17 protein-coding genes are annotated in these 14,473 nt (G+C 71.6%); 9 read left to right on the top strand and 8 right to left on the bottom strand.

Going from position 1 to position 14,473, the window contains the following annotated elements:
* The first annotated feature begins 25 nt into the window (after positions 1-25).
* A complete protein-coding gene (locus FFT09_RS04875; protein WP_138381930.1) occupies positions 26-1,444 on the top strand; it encodes a sugar ABC transporter permease in 1,419 nt (472 codons plus the stop codon).
* Positions 1,445-1,469: 25 nt separating this feature from the next.
* The gene (locus FFT09_RS04870) at positions 1,470-2,639 is read left to right on the top strand and encodes an ROK family transcriptional regulator (RefSeq protein ID WP_081190909.1); all 1,170 of its coding nucleotides are present in this window, start codon (positions 1,470-1,472) and stop codon (positions 2,637-2,639) included.
* Between the two features lie 106 nt (positions 2,640-2,745).
* Here FFT09_RS04870 and FFT09_RS04865 read toward each other — a convergent pair whose 3' ends face one another.
* Positions 2,746-2,925, bottom strand: coding sequence for a DUF7455 domain-containing protein (locus tag FFT09_RS04865; protein ID WP_024874553.1), 180 nt, complete (start codon positions 2,923-2,925; stop codon positions 2,746-2,748).
* A 250-nt stretch (positions 2,926-3,175) separates the two neighbouring features.
* Here FFT09_RS04865 and FFT09_RS04860 point away from each other — a divergent pair, with 250 nt between their 5' ends.
* The gene (locus tag FFT09_RS04860) at positions 3,176-4,030 is read left to right on the top strand and encodes an EamA family transporter (protein ID WP_024874552.1); all 855 of its coding nucleotides are present in this window, start codon (positions 3,176-3,178) and stop codon (positions 4,028-4,030) included.
* Between the two features lie 129 nt (positions 4,031-4,159).
* On the opposite strand, the gene FFT09_RS04855 is transcribed toward FFT09_RS04860, so the two are convergent.
* Together FFT09_RS04855 and ppgK are read right to left on the bottom strand one after the other, a co-directional pair.
* Positions 4,160-5,617 carry an RNA polymerase sigma factor gene (locus FFT09_RS04855; protein ID WP_024874551.1) on the bottom strand — a complete coding sequence of 486 codons (1,458 nt, stop codon included), beginning with the start codon at positions 5,615-5,617 and terminating at the stop codon, positions 4,160-4,162.
* A gap of 196 nt (positions 5,618-5,813) precedes the next feature.
* On the bottom strand, positions 5,814-6,575 hold the full coding sequence (gene ppgK / locus FFT09_RS04850) for a polyphosphate--glucose phosphotransferase (RefSeq protein ID WP_138381929.1): 762 nt from the start codon (positions 6,573-6,575) through the stop codon (positions 5,814-5,816).
* A 66-nt stretch (positions 6,576-6,641) separates the two neighbouring features.
* On the opposite strand from ppgK, the gene FFT09_RS04845 reads away from it, so the two are divergent.
* The gene (locus tag FFT09_RS04845) at positions 6,642-7,487 is read left to right on the top strand and encodes an inositol monophosphatase family protein (RefSeq protein WP_420852674.1); all 846 of its coding nucleotides are present in this window, start codon (positions 6,642-6,644) and stop codon (positions 7,485-7,487) included.
* Positions 7,488-7,504: 17 nt separating this feature from the next.
* Here FFT09_RS04845 and cei read toward each other — a convergent pair whose 3' ends face one another.
* On the bottom strand, positions 7,505-8,293 hold the full coding sequence (gene cei / locus FFT09_RS04840) for an envelope integrity protein Cei (protein WP_425273038.1): 789 nt from the start codon (positions 8,291-8,293) through the stop codon (positions 7,505-7,507).
* Between the two features lie 366 nt (positions 8,294-8,659).
* Here cei and FFT09_RS04835 point away from each other — a divergent pair, with 366 nt between their 5' ends.
* Complete coding sequence (locus FFT09_RS04835; RefSeq protein ID WP_024874547.1) at positions 8,660-8,968, top strand: DUF4193 domain-containing protein; 309 nt, start codon at positions 8,660-8,662, stop codon at positions 8,966-8,968.
* Between the two features lie 157 nt (positions 8,969-9,125).
* Here the strand turns inward: FFT09_RS04835 and FFT09_RS04830 are convergent, their stop codons facing one another.
* A complete protein-coding gene (locus FFT09_RS04830; protein WP_138381928.1) occupies positions 9,126-9,650 on the bottom strand; it encodes a DUF3093 domain-containing protein in 525 nt (174 codons plus the stop codon).
* Positions 9,651-9,684: 34 nt separating this feature from the next.
* On the opposite strand from FFT09_RS04830, the gene dut reads away from it, so the two are divergent.
* Both dut and FFT09_RS04820 read left to right on the top strand, forming a co-directional pair.
* The gene (dut, locus tag FFT09_RS04825) at positions 9,685-10,140 is read left to right on the top strand and encodes a dUTP diphosphatase (protein WP_167305338.1); all 456 of its coding nucleotides are present in this window, start codon (positions 9,685-9,687) and stop codon (positions 10,138-10,140) included.
* Positions 10,141-10,887 carry a DUF3710 domain-containing protein gene (locus FFT09_RS04820; protein ID WP_138381926.1) on the top strand — a complete coding sequence of 249 codons (747 nt, stop codon included), beginning with the start codon at positions 10,141-10,143 and terminating at the stop codon, positions 10,885-10,887. It begins immediately after the preceding gene.
* 66 nt (positions 10,888-10,953) lie between these two features.
* Here FFT09_RS04820 and FFT09_RS04815 read toward each other — a convergent pair whose 3' ends face one another.
* A complete protein-coding gene (locus tag FFT09_RS04815; RefSeq protein WP_244231211.1) occupies positions 10,954-11,673 on the bottom strand; it encodes an alpha/beta hydrolase in 720 nt (239 codons plus the stop codon).
* A gap of 104 nt (positions 11,674-11,777) precedes the next feature.
* Here FFT09_RS04815 and FFT09_RS04810 point away from each other — a divergent pair, with 104 nt between their 5' ends.
* Positions 11,778-12,158 carry an OB-fold nucleic acid binding domain-containing protein gene (locus FFT09_RS04810; RefSeq protein WP_024874542.1) on the top strand — a complete coding sequence of 127 codons (381 nt, stop codon included), beginning with the start codon at positions 11,778-11,780 and terminating at the stop codon, positions 12,156-12,158.
* 12 nt (positions 12,159-12,170) lie between these two features.
* The gene (locus tag FFT09_RS04805) at positions 12,171-12,989 is read left to right on the top strand and encodes a DUF3159 domain-containing protein (protein ID WP_138381925.1); all 819 of its coding nucleotides are present in this window, start codon (positions 12,171-12,173) and stop codon (positions 12,987-12,989) included.
* Between the two features lie 8 nt (positions 12,990-12,997).
* Here FFT09_RS04805 and FFT09_RS04800 read toward each other — a convergent pair whose 3' ends face one another.
* Together FFT09_RS04800 and FFT09_RS04795 are read right to left on the bottom strand one after the other, a co-directional pair.
* The gene (locus FFT09_RS04800; RefSeq protein WP_024874540.1) at positions 12,998-13,657 is read right to left on the bottom strand and encodes a potassium channel family protein; all 660 of its coding nucleotides are present in this window, start codon (positions 13,655-13,657) and stop codon (positions 12,998-13,000) included.
* Positions 13,657-14,322: a potassium channel family protein gene (locus FFT09_RS04795; protein ID WP_024874539.1), complete on the bottom strand. Its 666-nt coding sequence runs from the start codon at positions 14,320-14,322 to the stop codon at positions 13,657-13,659. Before FFT09_RS04795 ends, FFT09_RS04800 begins: the two co-directional genes overlap by 1 nt.
* Positions 14,323-14,473 lie beyond the last annotated feature (151 nt).

Here is a 14,473-nt window from a genome sequence, read left to right as displayed (position 1 = left end):
CCGGAACCCAGCAAGAGGACCCGTGATGACTCAGACCTCCACCGCGCGACAGAGCGCGGCGATCTCCGACTTCGGCATCGACACCACCGCGATGTCCACCTCCGAGGCCGTGCGCGACTACGTCGCGCGGCTGCGAGCGGGCCAGCTCGGCTCCCTGCCCGCGCTGCTCGGACTCGTGGCGCTCGCGGTGATGTTCGCGGCGCTGTCGGACGTGTTCCTGTCGCTGAACAACCTCGCCAACCTGCTCGCTCAGGGCGCCGGCCAGACCATCATCGCGATGGGCATCGTGTTCGTCCTGCTGGTCGGCGAGATCGACCTGTCGGCGGGGACGGCCTCCGGCGCGGCCGCCGCCGTGCTCGCGATGCACTTCGTCGAGAACGGCAACCTGCTCGGCGGCATGGGCTCGACCGTGTTCGTGATCTTCAACGCCGTGCTGGCGCTCGCCGCGGTGCTGGCCGTCCTGCTGCGGATCTGGGCGGGCGCCGTCATCTCGGTGGTCGGCATCGTCATCGCGGTGTCGGGGCTGACGGCGAACCCGTGGATCGAGATCCTGCTCGCGCTGTGTGTGGGCACGGCCATCGGCTGTATCACCGGATTCCTCGTCGCGAGGGTCGGTATGCCCGCGTTCGTGGTGACACTCGCGCTGTTCCTCACCTGGCAGGGTGTGATCCTCCAGCTCATCGGCGAGGGCGGCGTGCTGGGCATCTCCACCTCGCCGGTGCTCAACGCGGTGGCCAACGGCAACCTGTCGGTGGTGGGCAGCTGGGCGCTGTTCGTCGTCGCGGTCGGCGGCTTCGCGGCCGTCACGCTGGGCAGGCACGTGCGGCGGCTGCGGCGCGGCCTCGTCACGCAGCCGACTCCCATCGTCGCGCTGAAGGTGGGCAGCCTCGCCGTGATCGGCCTGGTGACCACCATCCTCCTGACGGTCGACCGCTCGCCCAACCCGATCGTCGAAATCCGAGGGGTGCCGTACGTGGTGCCCATCGTGCTCGCGCTGCTGGCCGCCGGAATGTTCGTGCTCAACCGCACGCGCTACGGCAGGCACATCTACGCCGTCGGCGGCAACCGTGAGGCGGCGCGCCGCGCGGGGGTCGACGTGACCCGTATCCGTGCGAGCGTGTTCGTCGTCTGCTCCTCCGTCGCCGCGCTCGGCGGGATCGTGTACTCCTCGAAGGTCGGCTCGGTCGACCCGCAGGCAGGCGGCCTGAACACGCTGCTGTTCGCCGTGGGCGCGGCCGTCATCGGCGGCACGTCGCTGTTCGGTGGCCGCGGCCGGGTCTCGGACGCCGTCATCGGTGGCACGGTGCTCGCCGTGGTGTCGAACGGACTCGGCCTGCTCAAGCAGCCCGCCGCCGTGGTGTCGATCGTGACCGGCCTGGTGCTGCTGCTCGCCGCGACGGTCGACGCGGTGTCGCGCCGCCGCGCGGCCGCGGGGTCACGGTGAGGAGCGTGATGCGACGATTACAGCTGTGACCAGCACGCCCGTGGCCCGGCCCGACGAGGTGCGCCGGTACAACAGAGCCAGTCTGTTACGCCGGTTGCATCTCGGCGGGCCGAGCACGCGAGCCGAGCTGGCTGGCGAGCTCGGCCTCAACCGGAGCACGATCAAGGCTCTGGTGGACGGGCTCGCCGGCTCGGGAGTCGTCGTCGAGCGGGTGCCCCGGCCGGGCAGGCAGGCGGGCAGGCCGTCGCTGCTCGTGCTGCCGCAGCCCGAGGCCGCCGTCGTCCTGGCCGTCGATATCCAGGTCGAACACGTCGCGCTGGCGCTCGTCGGGCTCGGGGGCGAGATCCTCGGGCGCAACAGCTGGAATCTGCACCGGCGCACCAGGACGCCGACCGAGGTGCTGACCCGGATCACCGAGTCGACCGCGCTGCTCGCGGCCGACCTGGGCGTGCGTCCGGCGGGGTGCGGCGTCTCGGTGCCGGGTGTGGTGCGCAGGCTCGACGGGCACGTCCACGAGGCACCGAACCTGCGGTGGAGTGACGTGCCGCTGGGCGAGCGGCTCGCCGCCGTCCTGGACACCCGTGTCGTGGTCGGCAACGACGCCGAGCTCGGTGCGCTGGCCGAGTACCTGCGCGGCACGGCCCAGGGCTCCGGCGACGTCGTGTTCGTGTCGGCCGACATCGGAGTCGGGGGCGGCGTCATCGCCGAGGGAGCGTCGCTGCGCGGCACCACGGGCTACGTCGGCGAACTCGGGCACATGGTGGTCAATCCCCGGGGCCGGGACTGCTACTGCGGCAGCAGGGGCTGCTGGGAGACCGAGGTGGGGGAGGCCGCCTTCTGCCGCGCCCTGGGACTGCCTGAGGGCAGCTCCCGGGGGGCCGTGCGGGTCGAGCTCCGGGAGCTGGACGCCACCCCGGAGCTGGCCCGCTCACGCCTCGCGGAGCTGGCCGAGTGGCTCACGCTCGGGCTCGTGAACGTCGTGAACCTGCTGGGGCCCGAACTGGTCGTCCTCGGAGATCTGTTCACGGACCTGCCCGACGCGGTGCTCGACGACGTGGCCGGTGCGGTGCGGCAGCGCAGCATGGTCAGCCGCGCGCTCGGCGGGGTCAGGGTCGAGCGCTCGTCACTCGCGCGGGACGCCAAACTGCTGGGCGCGGCCGAGGTCGCGTTCGAGGAGATCATCGACACGGTGTAGGCCGGGTGCCTACTCCGTGCCCCGGCCCCGGACATGCCGCGGGGGCGGGGACCCCTCACCGGGAATCCCCGCCCCCGAACGCTTCTCGAAGCGGCTGTTGACGGCGTCAGCGCTGGATGTCGGCGTCCAGCTCCTTCAGTTTGGCCTCGTACTCACGGCCGTGGTGGCCGCAGAACAGCAGCTCTCCGCCCGTGGGGAGAACGGCACGCATCTGCGCGGCTGCTCCGCAACGGTCGCAACGATCCGCAGCGGTCAGTTCGGGGCGGGTGAGCGTCGTCGTGGTCATTGGAGTCTCCCTCCGTCCCGGCATCGCCAGCCGATGCCATCGTTCAGCCGCGACCACCGTGCTCCGCGTCACCGCCGAGAAGCGGTGGCTCGCTGCCTCCACTCTTGCAGACGTTCGGGCTCGTGCAAGTGTTCCCGTGCGGCGTGGGAGCCGTGTCACGTCGGATTAGCCCGAACGTCGCAGCGGTGCCGGGAGGGCGCCACCCACCCTGCCTGGCTGCCCGTTTCCGGTGGTCAGGCACCATCGGGGCGTGACGATCTCCCGCCCCACCCGAGCACTGGACGCGGTGCCCGCACCCGCCGTGTTCGTTCTCAGCGGAATTTCCCTGTACGTCGGTGCGGCCTTCGCCGTATGGCTGTTCGACGTCGCGAGCCCCGCCGGAGTGGCCTGGCTGCGCTGCCTCGGGGCGGCGTTGATCCTGCTCGCCTGGCGACGGCCGGGCCGCGCCGCCTGGCGCGGGAGGCCGCTGCTGCTGGCCGCCACGTTCGGCGTGGTCACGGCCGGGATGAACGTGCTGTTCTACGAGGCCATCGCCCGGCTTCCGCTCGGCACGGCGGTGGCGATCGAGTTCGTGGGCCCCATCCTCGTGGCGGCGTTGGGCTCCCGGGGAGTGCGCGACCTGGCAGCCCTCGCCTGCGTCGTCACCGGCGTGCTGCTCATCGCGGACGTGCAGTGGGAGGGCAGCCCCGCCGGGCTCGCGTTCGCGCTGGGCGCGGCACTCGCGTGGGCGGGCTACATCGTGCTGGGAACGCGCGTGGCCCGCGCGGGAAACGGAATCGACAGTCTCGCCGTCGGATTCGCCGTCGCCACGGTGGTGCTGTCGCCGCTCGCGCTCGGCACCACCGCCGTCTGGGGCGATGCCGGACTGCTCGCCTTCGCCGTCGGGGTGGGCCTGCTGTCCACCGTGGTGCCCTACGCGCTCGACCAGGTCGTGCTGCGGCGCGTGCGGCGGTCGCGCTTCGCCCTGTTGCTGGCGCTGCTGCCCGTCACCGCGGCCGTCGTCGGGTTCGTGGTCCTGCGGCAGGTGCCGACCCTCGGCGAGGCACTGGGCATCCTCGCCGTGGTCGTGGGTGTGGCGCTGCGCTCGGGCACCCGGTCCGGCTGAACCGCTACCGCGGACCGGCCGCCGTTCAGCCGGACCAGCGCGCACACGCGCCGGGGCCGGGAGAAGCGGCGAGGCAGCGCGTGCACCGGCAACCTCTCCCGGCCCCGGCGTGGTGTCGGTCCGTCCGGCTCAGTCCAGGTAGTCGCGCAGCACCTGGGACCGCGACGGGTGCCGCAGCTTCGACATCGTCTTCGACTCGATCTGGCGGATCCGCTCGCGCGTCACGCCGTAGACCTGGCCGATCTCGTCGAGGGTGCGGGGCTGGCCGTCGGTGAGGCCGAAGCGCAGCCGCACCACACCGGCCTCGCGCTCCGACAGCGTCTGCAGCACCGACTGCAACTGGTCCTGCAGCAGGGTGAACGACACGGCGTCCACCGCCACCACGGCCTCGCTGTCCTCGATGAAGTCGCCGAGCTGCGAGTCGCCCTCGTCGCCGATCGTCTGGTCGAGCGAGATCGGCTCCCGCGCGTACTGCTGGATCTCCAGGACCTTCTCCGGCGAGATGTCCATCTCCTTGGCGAGCTCCTCCGGAGTGGGCTCGCGACCGAGGTCCTGCAGCAGCTCACGCTGTATACGGCCGAGCTTGTTGATGACCTCGACCATGTGGACCGGTATACGGATGGTCCGCGCCTGGTCGGCCATGGCCCGGGTGATGGCCTGGCGGATCCACCAGGTGGCGTAGGTGGAGAACTTGAAGCCCTTGGTGTAGTCGAACTTCTCCACCGCGCGGATGAGACCCAGGTTGCCCTCCTGGATCAGATCCAGAAACGCCATGCCTCGCCCGGTGTAGCGCTTGGCCAGCGACACCACCAGCCGGAGGTTCGCCTCCAGCAGGTGACTCTTGGCGCGCTCGCCGTCCCGCACGATCCACTTGAGGTCGCGGCGCATCTGGGTGGTGAGCTTCTCGCCCTCCTCCTCGATGACGCGCATCCGCTCGGCGGCGTAGAGGCCCGCCTCGATCCGCTTGGCGAGCTCCACCTCCTCCTCGGCGTTGAGCAGCGCGACCTTGCCGATCTGCTTGAGATAGGCGCGCACGGAGTCGGCGGAGGCGGTGAGTTCGGCGTCCTTGCGCGCCTGCCGCAGTGCCTCCGACTCCTCCTCGTCCCAGACGAAGTCGGGGTCGTTGCGGGTCGTGCCCGCGTTCGGGGACGCTCCGGCGCCCTCGGCGCTCTCGGCCCCGTCGGACTCCTCCGTCTCCTCGGTGACGGTGGCGTCGACGACGTCCACCTCCACGGCCTCGACGTCGAGGTCGGACAGGTCGACGTCCTCGAGTTCGGCGCCGTCGACGTCCTCGCCCGGCTCGGCGGAGTTTTTGGCCTTGGCCGCCTTCGCGCCGGTCGCCTTGGCCTTGTCCGACTTCGCGGTGGTCTTGCGCGTCCGCGTGCCCTTGGCCGACTTCTCGGCCTTCGCGGGAGCCTTCTTCGCGGTGGTCTGACGACCCGGCGCCGTCGCGTCCGGCGCGGCTCCACCGTCGGCCGCCACACCCTCGTCGGCGGTCGTCGGTTCGGCGGCGCTCGTTGTTTTCGTCCCGCTTCGGGTTGCGGTCTTTGCGGCTGCCACGTACGCCCTTTCGCAGCGGTCGGTCACGACGAACCGAGACGCACGGTCCCGGCTGCCTCAAGTTCGGGGAACATGCCCCGGCCTGCGGTTCTGTCTCCCGCAGCCGAGAGCCGTGTTCCATTGTAACGACGTCCGCCGACGCGGTCGCGAGGCCGATCATCTTTCGGGGCGCCGGTTCCGTGCCGCGCACTCGGGCAAGGCGTGGCACGGAACCGGGTCGCGCTCAGTGCACGATGCCCTCCGTGCCCGCGGCCGCCGCGCCGACGATCCCCGCGTTGTTCAGCAACGATGCGGTCACGACGGGGGTGCGGATGTCGAGCAGCGGCACCCACTTGCCCGCCTTCTTGCTCACTCCGCCACCCACGATGAACAGATCCGGCCAGATCAGGTTCTCCAACACGGTCAGGTAACGATCGACCCGCTTCGCCCAGTCGGGGTAGGACAGGCCCTCGTTGTCCTTCACCGAGGCCGCCGCCTTCTTCTCGGCGTCGTGCCCGTCGATCTCGATGTGACCGAACTCGGTGTTGGGCATCAGCTCGCCGTCCTGGAACAGGGCGCTGCCGATTCCGGTCCCGAACGTCAGCAGCGCGACGACGCCCCTGCGTGCCCGTGGGTCGCCGAACCGCATTTCGGCCATGCCCGCCGCGTCGGCGTCGTTGAGCATGGCGACGTCCGCGGCGTCGCGGCCGAGGCGGTCGGCGAACAGCGCGTCGGCATCGAGCCCGATCCAGCTCGGGTCGATGTTCGCCGCGGTCTGGGCGACGCCCTTCTTGATCACCGAGGGCAGCGTGACACCGACCGGGCCGTCCCAGCGGAAGTGGCGCACGATCTCGGCGACGACGTCGGCCACCGCGTCGGGCGTCGAGGGCCGTGGCGTGTCGATGCGCAGCCGGTCGCCGATCAACTCGCCCCGGTCCAGGTCGACGAGCGCGCCCTTGATGCCGCTTCCACCGATGTCGATGCCGAACCCACGGTTCGCCGTCATGGGCGAAGCCCCTTCCTTCTCGATTCAGAAGTCGTTGTGCGCGAGACTGTAGCCAAATGTGGTCCCATACTCGGCGTGGGAGCTGACGAACTCGACTACGAGGCCCTGACCGCGACGGCGGAGCAGGTGGCCGCCGAGGCCGCGGAGCTGGTCCGCGACGCCTACGACTCCATGCTGGCCGGTCACGAGGTCGCCGTCGACACCAAGTCCAGCGAGACCGACGTGGTGACGGCGACCGACACCGCGTCCGAGCGGCTCATCCGCTCGCACCTGGCGCGGGTGCGGCCCGGTGACGCGGTGCTGGGTGAGGAGGAGGGCGGCCTCGCCGCGACCGCTCAGGCGGGCGACGCGCGGGTGACGTGGGTGGTCGACCCCATCGACGGCACCGTGAACTTTCTTTACGGCCTGCCGTGGTTCGCCGTGTCGGTGGCCGCGCAGGTCGACGGGGTGTCCGTGGCGGGAGCGGTGGTGGAGCCGGTCAGCGGGCGGCGCTGGACCGCGACCCTGGGTGGCGGTGCCCGGCTGGACGGGCACCCGCTGCGGGTGTCGCGCCCCGAGCGGCTGGACGTCGCGCTGCTGGCGACCGGGTTCGCCTACACGGCGCAGCGCCGTGCCCGGCAGGCGGCGGTCGCCGCGCGCCTGCTGAGCGGTGTGCGCGACATCCGGCGGCACGGCTCGGCCGCGCTCGATCTGTGCGCGGTGGGAGCGGGGTGGGTGGACGCCTACGTCGAGCACGGCCTGCAACGCTGGGACTGGGCCGCGGGCGCGCTGGTGGCCGCCGAGGCGGGCGCGGTGGTCCGCCTGCCGGGCGAGGACGCCGCGCTCGGCGAGGACGCGACCCTGGCCTCGGCCCCGTCGGTCGCCGAGCCGCTGCGGGCGCTGTTGCTGGAGTCCGGGATCGCCGACGTGTGACGGCCGTGCCCTGGCGCTCAGCAGCGCTCGGGCACGGTCTCCTCGAGCAGGTCGTCGTCGAGCACGGGCCCGTCGGCCGCGCCCTCTCCGGGGGACTGCTCGCCACCGCCCTCGGCCCGGTCCTTGGCCCACGACTTCAACCGGTCCAGGATCTCGATGGCGGCGTCGGACGGGCGGACGTCGTTGAAGTTCGTCCCGACGGCGAGGTCGATCGACGGGTCCTCGCGGTTGTCGCGGACGAGTTCCAGGCATGGATCGACGAGCTGGACGGTGCGGGCGGCGCGCTCGCCGCCCGGGCCGAACCGGATCTGCCCGTGGCAGTCGGCCACCGCGCCATTGGTGTAGACCTCGTCGTTCGCGGGGTCGGTGATGCGGTCGAAGCCCAGCTGCCGCAGCGCCATCGTCGTCATGGACGCCTCACCCCGCGTGCCGTTGGCGTTGAGCACCGTGAGGTCCACGCGCGAGGGCGGTACCGGGGACGTGCCCACCAGCGCGTCGTACGGCAGCGGGGTGAACGTGGTCCCGGCTGGCGGATGCGGCCTCGGGTCGCACGTGATCGCCTCGGACACGTCCGTGGCGGTGCGGACCGCGTTGATCCACACGATCACCGCGGCCACGCCCAGCACCCCGATGAAGAGCAGAGCGGGCAACGGTTTCCGCTTCCGGTACGGCCGGCCCGCGCGCTGCCTGCCGCGCCCGGTCGTTCCCCCTGTCCCCGACGCCACCGTGCCCGTCCCTTCCACGTTCGTCCCCTGGGCCGCCTGTGCGGGTCGTGCGCCGTCGCCGAACCCCAGGTCTGACGACACGGCGTGCCCGACCGCCTTTGGATAGCATCACGGCGGCGCCCCTCCGGCAAGCGAGTGGTGATGGCGACAGCCACCGGAGCCACGTCACAACCCGAACGGTGTAAGCCCTGCTCTGCCGGGCATTAACCCTGTCGGGTGACGTATCTTAGGGCTTGGGTGACCAGCTTCGAGTAGGGGTAGGCGGTGGGCTACCCTTCCCGGGCTCCGTCGGTGGAAGCGGGGTCGCGAAAGAGACCTCACTCACGCCGGAATCCGGGCACAAACACGGGCGCTGGAACGTTGACCAGCGGCACGAGGGACTCCACGGGCACTGCCCTGACGAGTCCGCACACTGGTATCGAAGCTGATCGCAGGGGTGAAGGAACAATGGCGACCGACTACGACGCTCCGCGCCGCAGCGAAGCCGACGAGCTGGCCGAGGACTCGTTGGAGGAGCTGAAGGCGAGGCGCAACGAGACCCAGTCCGGCGTCGTGGACGTCGACGAGGACGCGACGGCGGAGAACTTCGAGCTGCCCGGCGCCGACCTCTCCGGACTGTCGAGCGAGGACGTGACGGTGAAGGTCGTGCCGAAGCAGGCCGACGAGTTCACCTGTTCCGTGTGCTTTCTGGTACACCACCGCAGCAGGCTCGCCGAAGAGGCCGGCGGGCGGCTCATCTGCCGCGACTGCGCCTGACTCGGGCGTGGCCGCTTCGGACGGCTTGGCGGGTCCCGAGGGAGGGGGTTCCGTCCGGCTCGGGTGGCTGGGTGGCTCGGGTGGGTCCGGGTGGCTCCGGGTGCTGAACACCCGGAGCCACCCGTTCTCTGTGGGCTCGCGGGCATGACCGCCGCGCTCACTCCGCCGCGCCGGTCCCGTCCGGGTGGCCGAGCGCGGCCCCCTCGCGCAGCAGCGCGGCCAGGCGAGCGGGGTGTCGCGTGCTGATCAGCCAGTACGGCGTCGGGTCACGGGGATCGTCGAGGTGGACCCGGACCATCGTGCGCACCCACGGCCGGTGTACGCAGAAGGCGGCCGGGTCGAGCTCCGGCCCCAGCGCGCGGCGCTTGTCCTCCTTCGGCACCTCGTCGACCGCGGCGACGTAGCGCAGCGGCAGGTGCGCGTCGCCCACCCACAGCTGTGATTCGTCGGCGTCGGCGGTGAGCGCGACCCGCACGCGGCCCAGCGCGAGCAGGAGCGCCGCGGCCAGCGGCAGGAGCAGGGCGTAGGGCAACCACAGCGGCACGGCGGGAAAGGCCAGCTGGACCTGCGCCGCGAGCAGGCCCGCCCCGATCAGCGGTACCGGCCAGTCCCACCACGGCACGAACAGTCGCTCGCCGTGTGCAAGATCAGAATTTGTCCGCGTGTGCGCGCCGTCCGTCACGCGGCTCAGGGTAGTCTCGCGAGTCGTGTCCAGCGTGCAGGTGCTGATTTCCCGAGTCGACCCCGACGTGACGGTGCCGTCGTACGCGCATCCCGGTGACGCGGGGGCCGATCTGGTGACGACGTCCGACGTGCGTCTCGAACCCGGTGAGCGGGCTGTCGTGGGTACCGGGGTGGCGGTCGCGCTGCCCGACGGGTACGCCGGGTTCGTGCATCCCCGCTCCGGTCTGGCGGCCAGAACGGGGTTGTCGATCGTCAACGCGCCGGGAACGGTCGACTCCGGGTACCGGGGAGAGATCCGGGTGTGTCTCGTGAACCTGGACCCCAGGGAGCCGATCGCGCTGCGGCGTGGTGACCGCATCGCGCAGCTCGTGGTACAGCGGGTGGAGCGCGCCGAGTTCGTCGAGGTCGAACAGTTGGACGAGACGGTACGGGGAGCGGGTGGCTACGGCTCGACCGGCGGCCATGCCACGCTCGGAACGGAGAGCTAGGTGGGCATTTTCGGACGACGCAAGCGCGGCACGGCGGCCGGATCGGAGCCGGAATCCGACGTCGCCGTGCCCACGACCGACGACGATAACGACAACGGCGGCGGCTATGGCGGTGGTCGCGGCGACAGTGGCGGTGAGCCGCACGGCGAGGCCGGTCCCTACGACGTCGACGAGGCACCCGACGACGGTGTCGCGCGCATGGACCTCGGTTCGATCAGGGTGCCGGTGCCGAACGGGGCACAGGTACAGGTCGAGATGGACCAGGCGAACGGGACCGTGCGCGCGGTGCACATCGTGACCTCCCACGGGCAGGTGACGGTGAGTGCCTATGCGGCGCCGAGGTCCGGCGGGCTGTGGCGCGAGGTCAGCGGTGAGCTGGCCGACCAGCTGCGCGCGGACGGTGCCAGGGTCAGTCTCGGCCGGGGCGAGTGGGGCATGGAGCTGTCGGCCATCGTCGGTGAGGTGGCGCTGCGTTTCGTGGGCGTGGACGGTCCACGATGGATGCTGCGAGGAGTGATCGCGGGTCCGCAGTCCGAGGCCGCGCGGGCGCCCGAGGTGCTGCGCGACATCGTGCGGGGCACGGTCGTCGACCGCGGGGAGGCCCCCATGCCCGTGCGGACCCCGTTGCAGATCACGCTTCCCGAGGCCATCGCCGCGCACCTGAAGAACCGGCAGGAGCAGGCCGCGAACCAGCAGTCGTCGCCAAGCCAGGCTCCGTCGCCGCCGCAGCGGTCGCCCCGGCCGTAGCGGGCCGCGGTGTCGGCAAACCCCGGGACCACGGCCACACCGGCGAGTGACGGCCGGACAGCGGGCTCACCGCCGGTGCCACGCGCGCAGCCACGCGAGTGCGGCGGCCCTGCCCAGGCTCTCCCGGTCCGCGCCCAGCGCGGTGAGTGTGGTCTCGACCACGTCGGCGCGGGGGAGTGCCGTGGCCCACGTCCGTGCCACGGCGGCCGGATGCACGGGATCGTCGGTACACGCGGCCACGCCCACCGCGACGGGCAGCGCGCCCAGCTCGGCCAGTGCGGGCGCGGGATGGTGCGCGGCGGCGCGCAGGCCCGGCGCGAGTCCGCTTCCGTGCCGCCGCCACGCGCGGGTGAGTTCGTCGGCCAGCCACGGCGCCACCCCGGCGGTGGCGGCGTCCAGTGCCGCGTCGATGCCCTGCCGTTCCACCAGCTCCGCGGTGGCGGTCGCGGCCAGGGCGGCCGGGGCCCGCGCCGCCGGACCGTGCCACGCGGGAAGCGCCGCGAGCACCCCGGCGCAGCGGTCGGTGTTGCGCAGCGCCCACTCGGTCGCGAGCTGCGCGCCGAGCGAGATGCCGCCCACGAGCAGCGGCTGCCGCTCCGCGTCCGCGAGCCGGTCGAGCAGGGCGAGACTGCCACGCACCACCGATTCGCCCGGTGGGGGCGGCGGCGCGACCGCCGCGATCCCGAACGCCGCCAGCGGGCGGGTGAACACCGAACGGACGAAGACCTCGTCCGACCCCGTTCCGGGCAGCAGCACGGCCCGCTGGACGGGCATTACCGACGTCACGTTGCGATCCTGTCGCAAGTCGTATTCGCTACCCCGGACAGGGTTACGCTGGACACGTGAGGGCCGCAGTCGGGGGCCCCTGATGAGCACAGGAGCAGGCGCCTATGTCCGCCAAGGATGGCGGCTACTTCAGCCGGTTGGTGCGCAAGCTGACGAGTGACATCGACGAACTGGACGCCGACGATCTGTCGGAGCGGTCCGAGGCAGGCGGCGCCCGGCGGGCGTGTGACTGCCGTTCGGGCGAGGAAGTGACGGTGCTGGGACGGCTGCGCAGCGTGGATCTGTGCCCGTCGAGCGCCGCGGCGACACTGGAGGCGGAGCTGTTCGACGGCACCGACGATGTGACGCTGGTATGGCTGGGCAGGCGCAGAATCCCGGGTATCGAGCCGGGCCGGGCGATCAAGGCGCGGGGCCGCCTCGCCGAGCGTGACGGTCACAAGGTGCTGTACAACCCGTACTACGAACTGTTGCAGCCGACCAGATGAGAGTATGCGCGCGTGACTGAGCACCCCGGGCGATCCCGTACCGACGGCGACACCGAGCCCGACGCCACCGAGGACGAGCACCGGAAGCCCGACGACGGTACCGACACCGACGGTGACGACACCGACAGCGTTGACGACGGGGACGCGCGCAAGCCGGAACCCACTCTGCTGGAGCAGATGGGCGGCGTCTCGGGGCTGTTCTACTCGTCCGTCCCGGTGATCGTGTTCGTGCTGGCCAACGCGGCCTTCGGGCTCACGGTGGCCATCTGGAGCGCGCTCGGCAGCGCGGTCGCGATCACGGTGCTGCGGGTGGTGCGCAAGGAGCCCGTGCAGCCCGCGATCTCCGGGTTCTTCGGCGTGGCCATCGCCGCCTTCATCGCCTACAACACGGGCTCGGCGAAGGGCTTCTTCCTCTTCGGTATCTGGACGAGCCTCGTGTACTTCGGGGTGCTCGTGCTGTCGGTGCTGGTGCGGTGGCCGCTGGCCGGGGTGGTGTGGAGCTACCTCAACGGCAGTGGCATGGCCTGGCGCGGCGACAAGCCGTCGCGCCTCGGCTACGACGTCGCGACGCTGGCACTGGCCGCGGTGTTCGCGGCCCGGTTCGTGGTGCAGCGCTGGCTCTACGACGAGGACCTCACCGGCTGGCTGGCCTTCGCCAAGATCGCGATGGGCTACCCGCTCTACGGGCTGGCGCTGCTGGTGGTGGTGTGGGCGGTACGCCGTTCCGACCGGCGGCTGAAGGACGTCCTCGAACAGCGGGCTGAGACCGACGAGGAGATCGAGGCGCGGTTGCGCCTCAAGTACGATCAGCCGCCCGCGCAGGGGGCCTGACCACCGGATCAGCCGACGCGCAGCGCCTGGCGGATGTCGGGTTCCACGTCGCTGGACGACACGAACAGCAGTTCGTCGCCCGGCTCGAGCGGGTCGTCCGGCTGCGGCACGATGACGCGCTCGCCGCGCAGGATGGTGACCAGTGCGGCATCCCTCGGCAGGGCGAGTTCCCGTACCGGCTTGCCCGCCAGCGGGGTGTCCGGGGGAAGCGTCATCTCGACGAGGTTCGCCTGACTCTGCCGGAAGGTCATGAGCCGTACCAAATCGCCGACGCTGACGGCCTCCTCGACCATCGCGGCGAGCATGCGCGGCGTGGACACGGCGACGTCGACGCCCCAGTTCTCCGTGAACAACCACTCGTTGGCCGGGTTGTTCACCCTCGCGACCACCCGCCGTACCGCGAACTCGGTCTTGGCGAGCAGCGCGACCACGAGGTTCACCTTGTCGTCGCCGGTCGCGGCGATGACGACGTCACACAGCTGCAGGCCCGAGTCCTCCAGGGTGGAGACCTCGCAGGCGTCGCCGAGCACCCAGTCGGCCTGTTCCACGGTCTCCGGCACGAACTGGTGCGACTGCCGCTCGATCAGCATGACGGTGTGGCCGGCCTCGATGAGCTCCGAGGCGATGGAGCGGCCGACCGCTCCCGCGCCCGCGATCGCGACCCGCATCAGCTCTCCTCCTGGGGCGGCCGGGCGGCCACGCTGGTGACATCGGTGATCGTGCCCGACAGCACGGCGGCGTACACCTCGTCGTCGGCCTGCAGCACGGTCCTGGCGTCGGGCAGGACTCCGGTGCCGAAGCGCATGACGAACGCCACGCGGCAGCCGGTCTCGGTCTCCAGCGTCCGGACGCTGTGGCCGATCCAGTCCTCGTGCAGGGGCAGGCGCAACAGCGCGACCGTGCCGGTCGGTTCCCGCCACGACGTGGCTGTGCCGTCGGGCAGCAGGGTGCGCAGGAACCGGTCGGTCGTCCACGGGACGGTGGCGACGGTGGGGATGCCCAGCCGCTCGTACACCGCCGCCCGTTTCGAGTCGTAGATGCGGGCCACGACGTGGTCCACTCCGAACGTCTCGCGGGCCACCCTGGCCGAGATGATGTTGGAGTTGTCGCCGCTCGACACCGCGGCGAACGCGCCCGCCCGCTCGATTCCCGCCTCGACCAGGACTTCGCGGTCGAACCCCATGCCGAGCACCTGCAGACCGTGGAAGTGGCTTCCCAGCCTGCGGAACGACTCGCGTTCCTTGTCGATCACGGCCACGTCGTGCCCCAGCCGTTCCAGGGCCGCGGCCAGGGAAGCGCCGACCCGGCCGCATCCCATGATCACCACGTGCACGCTGCCGCTCCTTCTCGCCGCCCGCCGGTGTGACACGGTGTCGTGAACTCGGTGCCCACCGGCCAACCTACCCCCTGGTGCGGTCGGCGGCGGCGCGGTGGGTGCGCACGCGCGTGACGGTCTCCGTCCCCGGGTGACGGCGGTGGCGCGG

It is taken from the genome of Saccharomonospora piscinae (genome assembly GCF_005862235.1).
In the GTDB taxonomy this organism is placed as follows: domain Bacteria; phylum Actinomycetota; class Actinomycetes; order Mycobacteriales; family Pseudonocardiaceae; genus Saccharomonospora; species Saccharomonospora piscinae.
The sequence above is the reverse complement of the archived record's forward strand: the minus strand, read 5'-3'. Positions and strand labels throughout refer to the sequence as shown.

Bases quoted from the DNA above. Each gene is read 5' to 3' on its own strand.
- FFT09_RS04810 (WP_024874542.1), top strand. From the start codon at position 11,778: ATGTCCGCCAAGGATGGCGGCTACTTCAGCCGGTTGGTGCGCAAGCTG.
- FFT09_RS04865 (WP_024874553.1), bottom strand. From the start codon at position 2,925: ATGACCACGACGACGCTCACCCGCCCCGAACTGACCGCTGCGGATCGT.
- FFT09_RS04835 (WP_024874547.1), top strand. From the start codon at position 8,660: ATGGCGACCGACTACGACGCTCCGCGCCGCAGCGAAGCCGACGAGCTG.
- FFT09_RS04800 (WP_024874540.1), bottom strand. From the start codon at position 13,657: ATGCGGGTCGCGATCGCGGGCGCGGGAGCGGTCGGCCGCTCCATCGCC.
- ppgK (WP_138381929.1), bottom strand. From the start codon at position 6,575: ATGACGGCGAACCGTGGGTTCGGCATCGACATCGGTGGAAGCGGCATC.
- FFT09_RS04875 (WP_138381930.1), top strand. From the start codon at position 26: ATGACTCAGACCTCCACCGCGCGACAGAGCGCGGCGATCTCCGACTTC.